Origin of the sequence: Pseudoalteromonas phenolica (assembly GCF_005886345.1) — a bacterium.
Classification (GTDB): Bacteria; Pseudomonadota; Gammaproteobacteria; order Enterobacterales; family Alteromonadaceae; genus Pseudoalteromonas; species Pseudoalteromonas phenolica_A.
In genome coordinates, this window is the sequence record NZ_PNEC01000036.1 from 1 (window position 1) to 18339 (window position 18339).

Here is an 18339-nt window from a genome sequence, read left to right on the forward strand (position 1 = left end):
CTTGGCCTTGTTTCTGCTAATTTTTTGCAGGAAACCGTGTGCGAGGGAGTTTTCCCTCACCACATTTTTCAAAGAGGAGTAAAAAATGGAAATTAATGACACAATTTTTGAAGAAGTAAGACGATATAAAAGCCCAGGTGTTATAGAGAGGTTTTGTAAGATTTATGGGTTTGAGCCTGCAGATGCCGAATTATTATTTGAAGATGTTAAAAGTTGGTTAGCACTCGCGTGTTTAGCGAAAAAAGAACACCCAGAAAAAAACTTTGTGATCGATCATGCATTGGTTGCGATTGACGAAATGTGGCACAACTTTGTTTTGTTTACGCATGAATATACCCAGTTTTGTGAAAAGTATTTTGGTGGATATTTACATCATAATCCTTCTACTTCAGAGAATAAGGGTGAAGAGTTCGAGCTTATGAAAAAGATGAGCTTAGAAGAAAAGCAAAAATACGCAATGGATAAATTACGTTGGCAGTACCAATACACAATGGAAAAGCTCGGTAAAGAGACATTTCTGCGCTGGTATCAAGGTTATTCAAGAGCTTACTCAGAAGAGGTTCTTGCAAAATTAGCTTATGAAAACACCTTGAAAAAGGGTAATGCAATACAAAAGGCAGCATAAATCAGGGTGCTAAAATGAAAGTTGTTTTGAAAAAGAAAGAACTTAAAAAACTATATAAAAACAAACCTTTATTACCTAATGAAGGAACAGTTGCCATAAAGGGAGGACTTGAATTTGTTCCGATCACAGATAGCTGCTTTATATGTGATAGCTTTTAGTCTCTTCGGTTTTAAGGTGTTACTTTGAGTCTGCCAATCATTTATAAGATTGGCTTTTCTTTAACAAAAAAGCCCGCATACCATTTAGTTATAAAGATTAACTCATTTTAACCTCTTCAATCCCCCATTTTATACTTATCATCTGCTTTGTAAGTCGCTACAATATTGCGCAATTTGCATCTAGTTATTAAATTTTGAGTCTGCCAATGAATTGGTTTGCATTTGCACATGAAGTGACTTGCTTAAAGCTCGGTTTAGTGATGGTTGCATATTAAAAATACACGCTAATAAATAAGGACCCTGTGTTAATGGCACTTACATCTATCATCCTTGCTGCGGGTAAAGGCACTCGTATGCGCTCTAAACTTCCAAAAGTTCTTCACCCGGTTGCGGGTAAACCTATGGTGCAGCACGTAATCGACAATGCAGTATCACTCGGTGCTCGTGAAACGAGCTTGGTTTACGGCCATGGTCGTGAGCAGCTACAAGCGGCGCTTTCACACAATGAAGTAAATTGGGTTTTACAAGAAGAGCAATTAGGCACAGGTCATGCTGTGGCTGTCGCTAAAGAGCATATTGCAGATGATGATACCGTTTTAATCTTATACGGTGATGTGCCGCTAACTAAAAAGTCGACATTAGAAAAGCTACTCGCTGCGACGCCTGAAAAAGGTCTAGCTGTATTAACGGTCAACCTTGATGACCCAACAGGTTATGGTCGTATGCTTCGCGAAAATGGCAAACTTGTGGGTATTGTAGAGCAAAAAGATGCAACACCTGAGCAGTTAGCGATCCAAGAGATCAACACAGGTATCATGGCGGCAAATGGTGACTTGTTAAAGCGTTGGTTAAGCAACCTTTCAAATAATAATGCACAAGGTGAATACTACCTGACGGACATCGTAGCTATGGCGCACAGTGAAGGCGTTGAAATTACCTCGGCTCAGCCAGATCACCCAATGGAAGTGGAAGGCGCGAACAACCGTGTGCAACTTGCAGCCCTTGAGCGAGCTTATCAGTCATGGCAAGCAGAAGAATTAATGAACAACGGTGCAAGCCTTGCAGATCCTGCACGCATCGACGTGCGTGGTACGGTAAAAACAGGTCAAGACGTGCAAATCGATGTGAATGTTATCTTTGAAGGTGATGTCGTGATCGGCGACGACGTGGTTATTGGTCCAAATTGCGTACTTAAAAACTGTACTATCGGTGATGGTGTTGTTGTAAAAGCAAATAGCATGATTGAAGATGCGCAAGTCGCTGCTAAGTGTACGCTTGGTCCATTTGCGCGCTTACGCCCAGGTGCGGTAATGGAAGAAGACTCTCACATTGGTAACTTTGTTGAGATGAAAAAGTCACGTCTAGGTAAAGGCTCAAAAGCTAATCACCTAACATATTTAGGTGATGCCGAAGTCGGTGAAAAAGTAAATATTGGTGCAGGTACCATTACTTGTAACTATGATGGCGTGAATAAATCAAAAACCATCATTGGTGACAACGCATTTATTGGTTCTAACTCTTCTTTGGTTGCTCCTGTACAAATTGGTGCGACAGCGACAGTTGGAGCGGGTTCCGTGATCACTTCAAACATTGCAGATGAGCAGTTAGCTGTTGCTCGAGGCAAACAGCGCAACCTTGATGGTTGGCAACGTCCAATAAAAAAGGTCTAAGCACTTAATTAGAAGTAAAGACTTAATCAGTATAAAAGAGCAGCGTTCGCTGCTCTTTTACTTTTAGTGACTTTGCTTATTATTTCTTTATCGTAGGCAAAGTGGTACATTGGTTTTTGAAGTTAATTTAACGTTAACCTATAAGAAGTAACCTATGGACAGTCTATTCCGCAAAGAAGTGCTGGAACATAAACGACATCGACTAGAAGGAGCTGTGTCGCTTATTCAGCCACCTATTTTCAGAAGACTGACAGTGCTGATATTAACCGTTGTCATTGTTAGTTTGATATTTCTGAGTTTAGGACAATATACAAGAAAAGAACGAGTGAGTGGTGTTATTGAACCTGATGCTGGCTTATTGCGTGTTGAAGCCTCTCAATCAGGTTTAATATCTGAGGTTCTTGTCTCTGAAGGTCAGTTTGTAGAAGCTGGAGCGCCTTTGCTGAGAATTGCCTCAGTGAAGCATAGTAGCCAAGAGTTAGAGCTCAATCAGACTCTACTCAATCAATATCAGTTTCAACTTAATTCACTTGAACGACAAATCACCCAGCAGTTAGCGCAAGATGCCTTAGATCTTGAGCAGCTCAACTTACAAAAAATTGCACTTGCACAGCGTTTATCTGAACTTGATAGTCAGGCTGCGACGTTCAAACAACGCCTAGCTTTAAATAAACAAATGGTTGAGCAAGTTGGCAGTTTAAAAGGCACGGGCTATATCTCTGAATTAGAGTTACAAAGACAAAAAGACACCTTGTTATCATTGCAGCAGCAGGATTCAAGTATTAAGTCTGAGCGCGTATCGTTGGCAAGCCAGTTACAGCAACTCGAAAAGCAAATTGAACAACGCCCATTGCAACAGCAAACTCGTTTAGCGCAATTAGAATCTCAACGCGCTGATCTAACAATACAACTATCATCGATTGAGCAGCAGCGTTTAGGTGAGTTACGAGCGCCTAAATCAGGTATTGTTAGTGGCTTAACGGCGAAAGTGGGTAAAACAGTGGCATCAGGGCAAAGCTTACTCTCTGTACTCCCTGAGAATAGTGAAATGCAAGCTATTGTTTATGTGCCGACCTCGGCATTTGGCTTCGTTGATGTTGGGCAAAATGCGCGCTTACGTTATCACGCTTTTCCCTATGAAAAGTTTGGTGTCTACGATGGCACCATCAAAGAAATAAGTAACTCAGTGATCTTACCTGATGAAGCCACAACGCCAAGCTTGCTCACTGAGCCAGCTTACCGAGTGGTAGTAGCTCTTCACAACCAAGATATTCAAGCTTATGGAAAAGCGACACCGCTAAGAGCGGGTATGAGGCTTGATGCCGACATAGTCATTGAAGAACGTTCTTTACTTCGTTGGTTATTCGATCCGGTATTTAGTATTAAAGGTCAGCTGTAGACTTTCAGCATAAGACTATTTTTATAACAATAATAAGGCAGTAAAAGATGCATGAAGAAGATGAAAATGTAGTAAATAAACTACAGTTTTGGTCAAGGAACTCATTGCCCATTATTTTACAGTCGGAAGCCGCAGAATGTGGTTTAGCAAGCTTAGCTATGGTGGCGTGTTACCATGGTTATCAAACCGACTTGGTATCTATTCGACAAAAATTTAGCATTTCTCTCGAGGGCGCGACGTTACTCGATATTATGGGGTTTGCTGAGCAGCTAAACTTAAGCACAAGACCTTTACGTATTGAGCTTGAAGATCTCGACGCATTACAAACGCCTTGTATTTTACACTGGGATCTCAATCATTTTGTGGTGCTAAAGAAAGCCAATGAAAAGCGTATTGTCATTCATGATCCTGCCAAGGGCGAGAAAACTCTGACACTTGAGGAAGCGTCAAAACATTTTACTGGCGTAGCGTTAGAGCTCACACCAACCAAAGATTTTGAGAAGCAAGAGAGCAAGCCAACGCTTAAATTTTCTGATTTTTGGAGTCGTATATCAGGTCTTAAACGCTCTTTATTACTGATTTTCTTATTATCTATGTTGCTGCAAGTTTTTACCCTCGCAGCGCCATATTACATTCAGTTAGTAATTGATGACGTAGTTCTCACCGGAGACACCTCATTACTCACTGTGCTTGCGGTGGGCTTTTTCTTAGTTTTAGTCTTTGAGATAGCCACTAATGCATTGCGAGGCTTTACCTTGCTGCACTTTGGTAACCAGATGAATATTCAGCTCGGTGCTAATTTATTCCATCATCTTGTGCGCCTTCCTATTTCATACTTTGAAAAGCGCCACATGGGTGATGTAGTGTCACGTTTTGGTTCGCTACAGCAAGTTAAACAGTTACTGACAACTGGGGTTATCGAAGCCATTATTGATGGTTTAATGGCGATAATCACCTTAGCTATGATTTTCTTCTATAGCCCGACCTTATCGGCCGTGGTGCTGGTGGCGGTATTTGCTTATGCCGGTGTGCGAATTGCGATGTATAAGCCATATCGAGCTATAAGTGAACAAGAGATCATGGCGCGAGCAGAAGAAAACTCTAACTTTATGGAAACTGTACGCGGCATCCAAACTATCAAATTATTTGGCTCTGAAGTAAAACGAGAAGGTCAGTGGCAAAACCGCTATGCCAATGCTATTAACCAAAATATCCGTATTGGTAACTTCAATATCGGCTACGATGCTGTAAATCGAGCGCTGTTTGGTATTGAGAATATTGTTGTGGTGTATTTAGCCGCACACTTGGTCATTCAAGGTGGTTTTAGTACCGGTATGTTATTCGCGTTTATGTCCTATAAACGTCAGTTTATGGAAAAAACAGCCAACCTCATTGAGAAGTTTATTGAGTTTAAAATGCTTGGTCTGCACTTCGACCGTATTGCAGATATAGCTTTAACCGAAAAAGAAGATTTACAACCCGCAAATATCAAGCGACATACTCTAGAAGGAGACATAGAGGTTAACAATGTCAGCTTTGCTTATTCAGATGCGACTCCAAATGTACTTGATAACCTAAGTTTAAATATAAAAGCTGGCGAGTCAGTGGCGATCACAGGCCCTTCTGGTTGCGGTAAGTCAACCTTGCTAAAAATCTTACTGGGCCTGAATAAAACGAAGTCAGGTGAGGTGTTGATTGACGGTGTGCCTCTAGAGCAAATTGGAGCAAGGCAGTATCGTCAGCAAATAGCAGCAGTGATGCAAGATGACGAACTACTCTCAGGATCTGTGTCAGACAATATAGCTTTCTTTGATACGCCAGTTGATATGGAGCGTGTTGTTTATTGTGCGCAACTTGCAGCCATTCACGACGACATTGCTCAAATGCCAATGGGCTATGACAGCTTAATTGGTGATATGGGCTCGAGCTTATCCGGAGGCCAAAAACAACGTATTATTCTTGCCCGAGCTTTATATAAACAACCTAAAATTTTGTTTATGGATGAAGCCACCAGCCACTTAGATACTAACTTAGAGGCGGACATTAACGAAGCTGTATCACGATTAGATATTACTCGAGTGATCATTGCTCATCGTAAAGAAACAATCGCATCGGCAGATAGGGAAATAAAATTAAAAAAGGTAGCTGATTCAATAGAAGAAAAGTGCTAGAACCAAGTTTTCGTTAGAAACGAAGAGACTTGACTTGAATAGGATTGAGGTAGATGAAACGCCTGTTTAGGCGTTTCGCATTTATCAATGCTTATTGCATGGTCCACAAGTTTTGTAGCCTGCATATCTTTGTTCGCAAGTCATTAATTGACTTGCACCACCACCAGCAATTTGAGGTGTCATCTCTGTAGGCATGACTTTATCATTTGTAGATAAGTTCTTTATTTTCTTTTTATTTAATTTCATTTTCATATCCTTGTTTGAAAAACGCTCTCAAAAGTAAGAGCTCACTTAAACTAATACTTAAGCAAATATTTTTCAAGTACTCAAACTTTTGTTTACATAATTTAAATGTGTTGAGCTTTTGGTGACGCTTCAGTAAGGTAGCAAGTTAGTTGTTGCAGGAATAATAATTAGAATGGTGTTTTCACCTAAGGAAAGATATGCCAACACATGCTATTGCATCGCCAGAGCAAGAAGCTCAAATCCGTGCGATTATCAAAAAATTAGCTTCTGAAGTAAGCCAAGACCTCCATACCGTTCAAGGTAATGGATTACTTAGTGGTCTCGCAGGCCATTTGTTGTTCTTATTTAACGCCTACCGAATTGATGAAAGTAGCGTTGATGAAGTGTTATTTTCAGAGAAGTTAGAACAGTTACAAGAGCAATTAGACCAACAAAGCTTTGAACTTAGCAGTGGTTTAGCCGGCCAAGCTTGGGTGTTAGAGTATTTGAACCAAGCTGATTTAGAGGACTATGAGCCTGACCTTTTAACTGAAGTTGATCAAATATTTCATGACGCACTTAATCATCAGCCTTGGCCCGGTGAAATCGAGTCTGTGCTAGGTTTAGCCGGCTATGCCCCCTATGCCGCAAGACGAAATAAGCACTCAGACCAGTCGGCTTTGTATGGCGTAATAATCAAAAACTTTGCTAGTGTTGCTCTTCAGGTTAATGAAAATGAACTGACATGGTCTCAACCTGAAAACTCAGTATATCGCTTTGAGAAAGATGATCCTCATAAGCCCGAGTATAACTTAGGGTTAGCGCACGGTGTCCCAGGGATCATTGCATCCTTGATCCCTGCAATGCAAATCGACACATTAAAAGACACTACAGCTAAGCTACTTACGCAATCGTGTGACTGGTTGATTGCTCAACAAAACCCTCATAAGCATGAAGAATGTAGTTTCGGCTCTTGCGTCGACCAAGAACATAAATCTCGTTTAGGGTGGTGCTATGGCGACTTAACCATTGCGCTGACTCTAGCACGTGCCGGCCATGTTTTAGATAGGCCAAGCTATGTAGATCATGCATTAGAAATAGCACTTAAAGCTGCGAAAAGAGATGCTGCAAGCGGTTTTATTAATGACGCAGGTTTGTGTCATGGTTTTGTTGGTTTGGTCAGTATTTTCCAGCTTTTAAATAAGCAGATGCCTCACCCTGAACTAGAAAAAGCAGCAAAATATTGGCTTGAGTTTAGTTTAAATCAATATAACGAAAAGGGCCTTAAAGCCTTTTATTCATACAATGGTGAGACCAAAGAGCATAACGAGAACCACGGTTTTCTTATGGGTAATGCCGGTGTAGGAATTGGTTTAATTTCAGTGCTGACCGATGATTTAGATTGGGCAGAATGCTTGTTGATGGCATAAGGAGTAATGATGTCGAACAACAATCATCAAAAACAAGAAAATAAAACCATAAACCATGCGCCATTCTTTGTAATGCGAACACCACGTCTTGCTCTTGAACATTTGTCTGGATTTAGTGAAGCATCAGCAGATACTAATGCGATCTTAGAAAAATGGTTGGCGATTGACGGTGTCTTAGAAGCAATTTATTTAGCCAGTCCTTCACTGCTTGAGCGCATTGAGCAATGGCGAACTAAACCAGAATCAAAACAGGGCAAAAAAGTTGCCCAAGCATTGCTTAAATACATGCTACGCATGTGTGCCAGACCCACACCTTTTGGTTTGTTTTCTGGGGTGCATAAAGGTGAGATAACTGGTCAAACCGAATTCGTCAGTGCTGCGCATACGCAAGATAGTCGAAGCACGCGCTTAGATATGTTTTATCTTTCGGCACTGAAGGAGCATTTTGTAAAAGAGTCTCAGCGTGCCGATAACTTATTATATCGGCCAAATCCCTCTCATTATTTTGTTGCCGATCAGTGCCGTTATATCGAAAACTACCTTTCAGAAGATAGCATGCAATATCGCTTAAGCGCTGTTGACAGTGATGAGTATTTTCAATTTGTGTTGGATTTGGCTAAATCAGAGCTGAGTTTTAATGACTTAGTGGCAGCTTTCTGTGAAAAGTATGCAGAAGCAGAAAAAGAAGACGTAGAAGCTTATATTCAAGATTTGATAGATGAGAAAATATTACAAGCGAATATTCCACTGCCACTGACTGGAGACTCTCCAGACCATGCTCTATTAAAGTCATTACAAAATATGGGAGAGCTTGATACCGCAGATCAGCTTGCAACCGCACTTGCTATGATTGAAAAGCTTGATAGTGAGAAAAATGGTGATATTGCACCTTACAAAAAACTGCTAGAGCATTTTCAAACCCTGCCTGTCAAAGCTCAAGAAAATAAACTGTTTCAAACTGATATTTATAGAGCATTTGAGCAATGCCAATTAAGTGGACAAGAAGTTCAGCGCGTTCAAAAGCAACTCTCCTTATTGGCAGAACTGGGTAGTGAAAATACCAGCAATGCGTTAAATAACTTTGTGACTAAGTTTAATGCTCGTTTCGAAGGTCAATTTGTGCCCCTTGATGTGATTTTAGATGACGAGTCGGGCATTGGCGTTTCTAATGAAACAGGATATGAAGCCCCTCTAGTTGCGGGTTTAAACTTGGTCCGTGGTAACCAAGGCGCAGCTGAACCAGCTGCACCTACTAAACTCAATCAAATCATTGAAGAAGCGCTCAGCTTACCGGCTAATCGTACTAAAGATTGCATCGTGTTAAAAAGCAAAGAGTTGAAGGGCAAAGTTGATAAAAAAGAACCTGTAAGTAAAAAGTTCCCAGCTTCTTTCTCAGTCATGTTAAGTGCGTATCAAGATGACAGGGCAAACCCTGTGTTCAAACTTGGTGGCTGTGCTGGTCCATCATCAGCTAACTTACTAGGTCGTTTTTGTCATTTAGATGAAGGCTTAAAAGAAGCTGTTGTTGATGAGTTGAAGAAAGAGCAAGCACATTCTAGTCATGTCATTTTTGCAGAAATTGCACATATGCCTGAAGGTCGACCTGGTAACGTGATTGCACGTCCACATCTGCGCGAATACGAAATTGTCTTTATGGCCGACAGCAGCCTAGATGATGAGTATCAGATCCCACTCAGTGACTTATTTGTCTGGGTTGAAGGGCAAAAAGTTAAACTGTGGAGCAAGCGATTAAACAAGCAGATAATCCCTCGTTTATCATGTGCACATAACTACTCAGCGCGCAGCTTAAGTGCTTATAAGTTCTTATGCATGCTGCAACATCAAGAAGGCCGAGCGCCGAATTTCAGTATGCCAAGCAGCACAGGTAATGCTGCGTTTGTGCCAAGAATCATGCTGGATAATTTGATCTTGAATGAAAAAACATGGCGAGTAGATCGCAAAGAGCTTGAAGCTGTGCAAAAGAATGGCAAGTTCTCCTCAGAAAAGCTTGATGCTTTACTGACAAAATATCAACTTGATCCACAGGTTAGTTACGCTATGGCTGACAATGTGTTGCAACTTGATCTTCGCCACCCTGATATGTTTGCAATCTTACTTGCTGAAACGAAAGGGCAATTACGTGTGGAGTTAAAAGAAGTGCTGACTGAGCAATTTTCTTCTCGCGTGGTTGATGCTCAGGGGCAACATTATAATAATGAGATAGTGGTCCCGCTTTTCAACGAGAATGCACTAGTACATCAACACTACACAGATGAACCATTAGCGAATATCACCGCTAAGCCGATCAAGCGCCGCTTTAGTGCTGGCTCTGAATGGCTAAGTTTGAAGATTTACTCGGGTAATTCAATCGTCGAACAGCTATTAACTGAAAAGTTATTGCCGTTTATTGTTGAGCAGCAAGGTGACTTTGATAAGTGGTTCTTTATTCGTTACGGTGATCCTGATTGGCATTTACGTTTGCGTTTCTATGGCGAGCCAAGCAAGTTGTGTGGTCAGTTGTTACCTAAGCTGAATCAGCTACTTGATCCTATGGTTGAGTCTGGCGAGTTGCACAAGGTAGAGTTGATGACTTATGAGCGTGAAGTAGAGCGCTATGGTGGTCCTGAATCCATGTCGCTGGTGGAGTCATTGTTTATGCTCGACAGTGAGTTGATTGCCCGTACTTGTGGTTTAATTGACGAATATGGTGAAGACATTCGCTGGCGGGTGGCGCTGCAGTGTACTGATAAACTGCTGACTTTATTTAACTATAATGATGAAGCGCGCTTTAATTTGATCAGCTCGTTGCGAGCCGGATTTGGTAATGAGTTTAACGAAACCAGTCAGTTGCGTAAGCAATTAGGGAATCGTTATCGTGATTATCAAACTCAACTAGAAGATGACTTTGCGAAGCTAGCAGATCTTGCCCAGTTACCCGAAGATGACGCACAACAAGCCATTGCAAAGCTATTAACTCATTGGCAGCAACAAGCAACGCCAGTTGTGACTAAGCTTAATGACATGCTAGATAGTGGTAAACTTAATTGTAGTAAAGACTCATTACTGAATTCTTTATTGCATATGCACAACAACCGTATGTTTAAAGCTTATGGTCGTGAGCAAGAGCTGGTGATCCATGACTTGATGCGCCGTAAGTACTTCTCGGCCGACAAAGGCCAAAGCCACTAATAGGCTATCTCTATGCAACTTTAAAAAAGCACTGTTTCTACGGTGCTTTTTTATGCTCAATAGTCATGTTTATCAGCCTAAACTTCGGTAGCACCGACTTTATGTCGGGTCTGTCTTTATCTCCACCTTAACAGCACAGTTTCCATTTTTTGCTTATTGTCTATTCATCAAGTGCGACTAACATTACCATTTCACATTGCTAAAAAAAGACATAACAACATGAAAAAAGCACTTATTCTTATCGCTTCGCTGTTACTCAGCATCCCAACATTTGCAGGCTCACTGGCAAAAGAGTTACAGGTATTTGAACCTTACCTTGGTACTTGGCAGGCAGATTTCACCGTGCCAAAAGGTCAACCAGCTATGTAAGATGTGAGTAAGTGGGAGCGCGCACTTAACGGCACCGCGATCAGCACTCTGCATTCAATTAATGATGGTATGTATGGTGGCGAGTCATTGATATTTGGGATAAAACTAAAAATAGCCTAGTTTTTTACTATTTCACGACTGCAGGGTTTTATACTCAAGGCACTATGGAGGTATTACCCAATGGTGCCTTTGAGGCCTACGAAGACGTAACAGGAAACAAAGATGGCATCACCAAAGTGAAATCCACCAGCCAGTTTGTTGATGGTGAGTTTAAAGTCTCGACACAATATTTAAAAAATGGCGAATGGACTGCGCCTGAATCTCGCAGCTATCAGCGCAGTGACCAGCTGGTGAAGTTTAAATAGGGCACTATTAACAAACTTTTTCTTTTTACAGGGCGGGTGTTATGCCCTGTAAAATGACTTCTTCTGCAAGTGCAGTTACAACTTCACCAAAGTCCCAAAAAACTTCAGTATTGACGTTTATATTGGCCGCTATGCTCAGAGATAGCTCAGGGATGACAATAAGCATAGACTGCGACCCTCGAGAGACCCCGCCATGATGATAAACCTTATGTTTACCTTGCATTAAATGATTTGCCTCTCGCCAGCCCAGCGCATAATTTTGTGGGTTTATTTCACCATTGTTAAGTTGTTGCGGTGTCCACATGGTATCGACAGTGGTTTGACTTAAAAAATGCCTATCTAGGTAACCACTGCCAAGTTTTACCAAATCACTAGGTGTACTGATAAATCCTCCTCCCGCTAGACGATGACTCAAGTCGACATTGCGCCATGGTATATAGCTTGTTTGCTGCCCTTTGTTATTAAAATAAAAATCAACAAGGTGTTCGGCCTCTGCTTCTAACCCTGTATTAGTCATATCAAGGGGCTGCCAGGTGCGTTCACGCATAGCGTCGATAAAGTCTTGCCCTGATGCGGCAGCAAGTAGTGCGCTCAGCAACACAGTGCCGTAACTTGAGTAATAAAACTGTTCACCGGGAGAGTAAAGTAGTTCACTGCCGTCAAAGCCTTTTAGCGCCTCAAGCGGTGTTTCAAAATGACTGGTCAAGGCCATTGAGTAATACAATCCCATCAAGTCAGTATTGCGTTTGTAATGCGGTAAACCAGAACTGTGTGAGGCAAGCTGCCTAGGTGTCATTGCCGGCCATAGTGGGTTTGGGTTGAACCCTAAATAGTCTTGGATCGGGGTATCTAAATTGAAGTTGTGCTTATCAATCAATTGTGCCAACAGTGTTGCTGTCATAGCCTTTGATGTGCTGCCAATTCGAAATTGATGTTCAGTCGTCAATGGTATGTTGTTCTTTAAAGACGCATAGCCAACTGTACCCGACCAAAGCGGTTTGCCTTGGTAGGCAATGGCTGCTGATAGCCCTGGTGCATGGCTTTGTTCTCTGTACTTCTTAAGAATATTAATGAGCTTTGCTTCATCGAGTTTAGTCTCACTATGCGTATGACTTGTTTCTGGATGAGGGGAGTTTGGCAGCGCATAATGGCTTGCAAATAAAATTGGGGCTTTTCCACGATAGGCTGCCCAATCGTAAACGGGTTTGAATAACCAGATCAGTAAGGCAATAATCAGGCATATAAAGGTGTTAATTTTGTTTTTCATAACAAGCTCTCATGGAATGTGATAGAGCTAATGTATTGAAAGTTTTGCTATTAAATCTTGCCGATAAATAAAAATGCTGGCCGATAGTTAAAAGAGTAAGTTTATTTATTAAAAATCATAAGAAAGAGGAAGCTATGAGTGAAGCAAAGCGCTTGTTCTTTGGAATAGGATTAGATCAGAGGATGACTGAGCACCTTGAGGCTTGGCTTACAAACTCTGTCACCGCAAAAAAGCCACATACCAAGCCCAGTAATTGGCATCTTACTTTGGCTTTTTTACCGAATGTGTCTGCTGAGCAGCAAGCGAAATTAATTGAGTTTGCTCGCGCACTTCAAGTGGCTCGCTTTTCTTTAATGTTTAGCGAAACTGGCTATTGGGCGCACAATGGTATTTTTTATTTGAAACCCGACTTCATCGCGCCACAACTTAAAGCTTTAGCTGAGCCATTAAGGAGCAAAGGCACTGAACTGGATATTTATGATAACCCTTATGGGTTTTCGCCTCACATCACCTTATACCGAAGTCATAAGCCATGTCCTGAAACAAATCAAGCTATCGTGCCATGTTCACTTCAGGTCAACCAGTTTCATCTTTATCACTCGTATCGCACAGAAGCCGACGGGCTCATTTACGAGCCAATAGAGACCTTTGATTTAATCTAAAAATAACTGCTTTCGATATTGGCTAGGTGTGGTGTTGAATCTCGCCTTGAACGCGCGATTGAATGGCCCGATAGAGTTAAACCCGGAATTAAGTGCGAGCGTTAATATTGGTGTATTTACCTGATCTGCTTGCTTAAATTGCATAACCACATGATCTAATCGATGATGGTTTAAAAACTGACTAAAGTGATTAAAGCCAAGTTGCTCATTAATATATTTTCTTAACTGATGAGGTGGGACTGCCATGGCTTCAGCAAGTTGCGCAATGGTGAGTGTTGGTTGAAGGTAGATTTGAGCAGCCAACTGCGCATTAAGTTTATAGGTTAAAGCACTCGAGGGGCTAATTTTAGGTTGTCCAAGCTGAGTTACTGAAGTGAACAACCAGTCTTTAATCGCCAGCAGACTAGCAAATAAGGCTATAAACACAACAAAAGCATTGCTCAACATAAACCAAGATTGACGACGCCATGGTGAGTCAGTGAACTCAAATAGCAACAACAATAAACAATAAGCGACTGATAACGTTGCCAATACAATACGCAACCGTCTTCTGGCATCGACTAAATCATCCTGAAAGCCCCACATGCTTAAGCCTATTGCGGTAAGTAAAGCGATGGCCTCTAATAAGTGCATCACTTGGTGAAATGGTGCCGATATATCGGTGAGGACAAATTGCCAAAACAAAATCAGCACAAGTATGAAGATACCGGCTTGACTGGCTTTGTGTGAAAGCCAGTGCGGGAAGCGAGCATGGAAGGTGCGCCAAAAGGTCAGTGCGAGTACAAAAGGAAACAGCTCAGTTAAAAAGAGAAACACGCCTCTGGCTGGATTAAACCTTAACTCATGAATGGGCTGAGTCAGCAATAGAAAGCCCGTTAAAGACAGTGAAAGTGCCAACGCTAAAAGCCGCTCGCCCCGACCAAGCTTGTGCCAAAGTAAGGTGCTCAATGTCAGCATGATGCCAACACTCGAAAAACGCAGTAATAGGTCGACGAGTGTCAGGCTTGTCATGGCAGTAATTTACTCTTGATGCGGCTCGTTATCCAACTCAATACCGAAGGCTTGGTAGTAGGAGATGAAGTCTTCGAGGCCTGTTTAAAAAGCTGTTCTGTTGCTGTATTACGTTCATTTTGAATATGTCTGCGGCTGCATTCTTGGGCGGCACACTGCCAGTCTTGTTGCTTGATGGCTTGGTGTAGTTTTGGCCAGTTTTTCGCTAAATGCGGAGTGCCTAAATTAAAAGCCATATCGAGCAAAGCATATTGGACACTCAGTGGCATTTGTTCAAATTGGCAGTTAAAACCGCTTTGTTTGCTAAAGACCCTGTTCAATTCTTGTTTAAACTGGCTGAGGTGTTTGTGTAGGAGCTTATCGGTTTCATGGCTGGGTAGTATCAGTTCACAAAACTGCGTATACCAACTGGCCTTATAACCAGACTTTTGTTTGCTTATTTTTTTATATTCGGCTTGTTTTTCGCGCTCACTGGCGGGCTTTCCAGATTGTTTATGGACTAGATTGAGCGCACAAAACTGGTTTGCGTTGGCCATTAAGAATCCAACCCCTATGGTGGGATTGCCTCGGCTATCTAAATAGAGATGGGCGACTTCGCCCTCAAAGCGTTTTAGTTGCTGTATAAACTGGGTGTCGTTACTCGGCATAACTACTCATACTGTCGAAAATACGGATTATTCGGTCAATGCTTGTGTTTCTTCCCGATCTGGCAGGTCACAACTTTGCACCTCTTCAATATTAGACTTTTCATCAACAATATAGCAATGCTTTAAGATAGAACAGTAGCAAGCGTTTACTTTTACTTCATAAATGCTCTGGTCAATTTGCTGCCAAAGACCTGAGTTAAAGTTGGTTTTTTGCATCATAAAGACATTGAACTCTTCACCGTCTGCAAGTAAAAAATTGTTGGTATCGCTTGACGCAAACCAGCCGAAAGCGTTGCGGTAATTAATGTCTCTTTGGTCTTGTTCTATCTCAGCGAGGGCTTCTTTATACGCATTTAACGAGCAGCAGCTATCGAGTAATTCTTCAATGTGTAAATGGTTTTCATCGTTATACATGTACTCGATGTAATGTACCATGGCAGGGCCGGTGCCAGAGTTAGAAATATTGATATTAATATATTGTTTTTCTTGATTAATATCGAAATTAGAATAGCCCATTTTCAACCAAGGTAGGGTTTCGGCTTTAAGCTGACGTTTGGCTGCGGCGACCTGTTCTTGCGAGGCTTTTGCTTGAAGATAAGTGGCATAAAACGAGGCTGCAGAAATCACAATTGCACACACCGCGAGCATAGAGTTTATTTTTGAGCGAGTAAGGCCTTTTCTAGGTGGTCGCTTTGCTCTGAGTTTATGCTTTTTATCATCGTGATGATCTAGCACCGCTTGATCAGAGAGCGCATGGATTGTTTCTTGGTTCGAGCCTGTGGCCTGGTGCGTGTGTTCTTGTTTTGGTTGTCCGCTCATGTCCTTGCCTTAACGTATTGTTTTAATTTTTATATTTATGGTGCGGCTAAGAAAATCGTTAACTTATCACCAATCCGTAAAACGTCTTTCGATAAGCTGTTCCACTGTTTAAGCTTACTGATCGTAACATCAAAGTGTCTGGCGATGCGCCATAGGCTATCACCTGACTTAACTTTATACTCTATTTGCTTATCTGCCAAAATTGGGAGCATTAAGGTATCGCCTGCGCGAATACGGCTCGATTTTAATTGATTAAAGCTTTTTAATTGCGAAACCGTAATAGAGTGGCGCTTGGCAATGACACTTAAGCTGTCACCGCGACGAATGGTGTACTTTTGCCATTGCTCACTCGGCATTTCGGGTAAGTTCGCGACATAATCTTTCCAGTTCTGACTTTCGCCTTTTCTTAAAACCAAGTGCTTAGGACCGTCTAATAGGGCTGGGAAACGAGTATAACCTGGGTTTAGTACTTCGAGCTGCGCCCATTTCTTTTTGTCATCCAAAATTACCCCATGGCGCATATCAATCACATCTATGGTTGGCTGGTTCGCTATTTTTGGAAAGGCCATTGTTTCGTCACGAAGTAGCTGTGCGGCAGCTAAAAGCTTTGGCACATAGTGACGCGTTTGCCTTGGTAGTTTCAAATAAAAGAAGTCAGTCGATTTTCCCTGTTTTTTATTATTGCGAATAGCACGCGCAACACGCCCTTCGCCTGTGTTGTAAGCGGCAATCGCATGATACCAGTTGCCATCGAAGCGTTTGTGCAAATAGGTTAAAAAATCGAGTGCGGCATTAGTGGCATCAATCACGTCTTGTCGACCGTCATACCAAGGGCCAATTTTTACACCATAATGCTTGGCGATGAGTGGCGTCAGTTGCCAAAGGCCGGAAGCATGTTTGTGCGAGTAGGCGCTGGTGTCAAAATCACTCTCAATTAAGGGCATTAAAGCCAATTCAATTGGCAGACCTCTGCGCTCAACTTCATTGACGATGTAGTATAAAAATGGCTCGGCGCGCTTTGTAATAGTTTCCATGTAGTTCGGGTGTTTTAAATACCAGTCCACACGGTTTTGCACACGTTCGTGATGAGATGGCGCAAATTGCAATTGAATACGAATACGATGCCAAACATCTTCAGCTTCACTCGGTAAGATATTTTCAACGAATACCAGTGCCACTGGCTCACTTGGTTCTGTGAGTGCGTTGTCTTCTACTGGAGGCGTATGAACAAGGGTTTCTTCAACTTCAGTGGGTGAGTTGGTTAGACTGGCACAGCCTGATAACAGTAGAAAAAGAGAGATAAATACAATGCGCATGAAGATTCTTTTTAGTTAGAGTTATTTTTGAATATCACAACAATTGTATAGAAGTTAGCTACAGGGGTTAAGTGAAAATTTTTACGCCGAAGAGTGCGACATGGTAGGCGCGACTTTACGTCGCGCACTCTGTGAAAGCCGTTTAGTTACTTGGCATTTAAATGCTGGTGGTGAAAGCGCAGGTGGTCTTCTATGAAGCTAGCAATAAAGTAATAGCTGTGGTCGTAGCCTGCTTGCATTCTCAGCTCACACTCTGCATCGACTGATTTAGCTGCGGCAATTAAGTTTTCAGGCTTTAATTGCTCTGCTAAAAAGCCATCTTCGCTGCCTTGGTCAACTAAGATTGGTAAACTCGGTTTACCTGCTTTTAAAAGCTCAACACTGTCGTATTCAGTCCAAGCTTGCTTGTTGTCGCCTAAGAACGCAGTAAAGGCTTTTTCACCCCACGGGCACTGCGTTGGGTTAGTGATAGGGCTAAACGCTGAAATTGAACTAAAACGAGATTGGTTTTTAAGGCCGATCATCAATGCACCGTGTCCACCCATAGAGTGCCCACTGATCGCACGCTGTGAAGTGACCGGAAAGTTCGCTTCAATTAAGTTTGGCAACTCATCAAGGATATAATCGTACATTTGAAAATGCGCCGCCCAAGGAACTTGCGTTGCATTCACGTAAAACCCTGCGCCTTGACCTAAATCATACCCCTCATCGTTTGCCACACCCTCGCCACGCGGGCTGGTATCAGGCGCCACTATGGCCATGCCTAATTCTGCGGCAACACGTTGAGCGCCAGCTTTTTGCATAAAGTTTTCGTCTGTGCAGGTTAGGCCTGAAAGCCAGTACAGCACAGGCACTTTATGGCCTTCGTTCACCTGTGGCGGTAGAAAAATGGCAAAGCGCATGGCGCAGTTAAGCACCTCAGATTGATGAGTGTATTGTTTATGCCAACCACCAAAGCTTTTGTTATTACTGATATTCTCTAAGTTCATTTTTGATATCCATAAAGAACAAAGAGC

15 protein-coding genes and 1 pseudogene are annotated in these 18339 nt (G+C 42.0%); 9 read left to right on the forward strand and 7 right to left on the reverse strand.

Annotation, left to right across the window (positions count from 1 at the left end; genetic code table 11):
* The first annotated feature begins 85 nt into the window (after positions 1 to 85).
* The 5 genes from CWB72_RS13395 to CWB72_RS13410 all read left to right on the forward strand — a co-directional run bounded on the left by CWB72_RS13395 (position 86) and on the right by CWB72_RS13410 (position 6023).
* Complete coding sequence (locus CWB72_RS13395) at positions 86 to 625, forward strand: glycine-rich domain-containing protein (RefSeq protein ID WP_138632187.1); 540 nt, start codon at positions 86 to 88, stop codon at positions 623 to 625.
* Positions 626 to 639: 14 nt separating this feature from the next.
* The gene (locus CWB72_RS20580) at positions 640 to 783 is read left to right on the forward strand and encodes a hypothetical protein (protein WP_171037302.1); all 144 of its coding nucleotides are present in this window, start codon (positions 640 to 642) and stop codon (positions 781 to 783) included.
* Between the two features lie 308 nt (positions 784 to 1091).
* The gene (gene glmU / locus CWB72_RS13400; protein WP_138632190.1) at positions 1092 to 2453 is read left to right on the forward strand and encodes a bifunctional UDP-N-acetylglucosamine diphosphorylase/glucosamine-1-phosphate N-acetyltransferase GlmU; all 1362 of its coding nucleotides are present in this window, start codon (positions 1092 to 1094) and stop codon (positions 2451 to 2453) included.
* A 154-nt stretch (positions 2454 to 2607) separates the two neighbouring features.
* Complete coding sequence (locus CWB72_RS13405) at positions 2608 to 3852, forward strand: HlyD family secretion protein (RefSeq protein WP_138632193.1); 1245 nt, start codon at positions 2608 to 2610, stop codon at positions 3850 to 3852.
* A 47-nt stretch (positions 3853 to 3899) separates the two neighbouring features.
* Complete coding sequence (locus tag CWB72_RS13410; RefSeq protein ID WP_138632196.1) at positions 3900 to 6023, forward strand: peptidase domain-containing ABC transporter; 2124 nt, start codon at positions 3900 to 3902, stop codon at positions 6021 to 6023.
* Between the two features lie 84 nt (positions 6024 to 6107).
* On the opposite strand, the gene CWB72_RS20585 is transcribed toward CWB72_RS13410, so the two are convergent.
* Positions 6108 to 6269: a hypothetical protein gene (locus tag CWB72_RS20585; RefSeq protein WP_171037303.1), complete on the reverse strand. Its 162-nt coding sequence runs from the start codon at positions 6267 to 6269 to the stop codon at positions 6108 to 6110.
* Positions 6270 to 6466: 197 nt separating this feature from the next.
* Between CWB72_RS20585 and CWB72_RS13415 the strand changes: the two genes are divergently transcribed.
* From CWB72_RS13415 to CWB72_RS13425, 3 genes and pseudogenes are all read left to right on the forward strand, one after another.
* Positions 6467 to 7678: a lanthionine synthetase C family protein gene (locus CWB72_RS13415; RefSeq protein WP_138632199.1), complete on the forward strand. Its 1212-nt coding sequence runs from the start codon at positions 6467 to 6469 to the stop codon at positions 7676 to 7678.
* Positions 7679 to 7687: 9 nt separating this feature from the next.
* A complete protein-coding gene (locus CWB72_RS13420) occupies positions 7688 to 10867 on the forward strand; it encodes a lantibiotic dehydratase (protein ID WP_138632202.1) in 3180 nt (1059 codons plus the stop codon).
* Positions 10868 to 11086: 219 nt separating this feature from the next.
* Positions 11087 to 11601, forward strand: a pseudogene (locus CWB72_RS13425) (hypothetical protein).
* Between the two features lie 25 nt (positions 11602 to 11626).
* Here CWB72_RS13425 and CWB72_RS13430 read toward each other — a convergent pair.
* Entirely contained in the window at positions 11627 to 12868 is a 1242-nt protein-coding gene (locus CWB72_RS13430) for a serine hydrolase domain-containing protein (RefSeq protein ID WP_138632205.1), read from the reverse strand.
* Positions 12869 to 13002: 134 nt separating this feature from the next.
* Between CWB72_RS13430 and thpR the strand changes: the two genes are divergently transcribed.
* On the forward strand, positions 13003 to 13530 hold the full coding sequence (gene thpR, locus CWB72_RS13435) for an RNA 2',3'-cyclic phosphodiesterase (protein ID WP_138632208.1): 528 nt from the start codon (positions 13003 to 13005) through the stop codon (positions 13528 to 13530).
* On the opposite strand, the gene CWB72_RS13440 is transcribed toward thpR, so the two are convergent.
* From CWB72_RS13440 to fghA, 5 genes are all read right to left on the reverse strand, one after another.
* Positions 13522 to 14541 carry an AraC family transcriptional regulator gene (locus CWB72_RS13440; RefSeq protein WP_138632211.1) on the reverse strand — a complete coding sequence of 340 codons (1020 nt, stop codon included), beginning with the start codon at positions 14539 to 14541 and terminating at the stop codon, positions 13522 to 13524. The two genes, thpR and CWB72_RS13440, sit on opposite strands and share 9 nt — an antisense overlap.
* A complete protein-coding gene (locus tag CWB72_RS13445) occupies positions 14538 to 15188 on the reverse strand; it encodes a glycoside hydrolase family protein (RefSeq protein WP_138632214.1) in 651 nt (216 codons plus the stop codon). The genes CWB72_RS13440 and CWB72_RS13445 overlap by 4 nt, the downstream gene beginning before the upstream one ends.
* 27 nt (positions 15189 to 15215) lie before the next feature.
* Entirely contained in the window at positions 15216 to 16007 is a 792-nt protein-coding gene (locus CWB72_RS13450; protein ID WP_212747894.1) for a hypothetical protein, read from the reverse strand.
* Positions 16008 to 16042: 35 nt separating this feature from the next.
* Complete coding sequence (locus tag CWB72_RS13455; protein WP_138632217.1) at positions 16043 to 17323, reverse strand: LysM peptidoglycan-binding domain-containing protein; 1281 nt, start codon at positions 17321 to 17323, stop codon at positions 16043 to 16045.
* Between the two features lie 146 nt (positions 17324 to 17469).
* Entirely contained in the window at positions 17470 to 18312 is an 843-nt protein-coding gene (gene fghA / locus CWB72_RS13460; protein ID WP_138632220.1) for an S-formylglutathione hydrolase, read from the reverse strand.
* Positions 18313 to 18339: the final 27 nt, after the last annotated feature.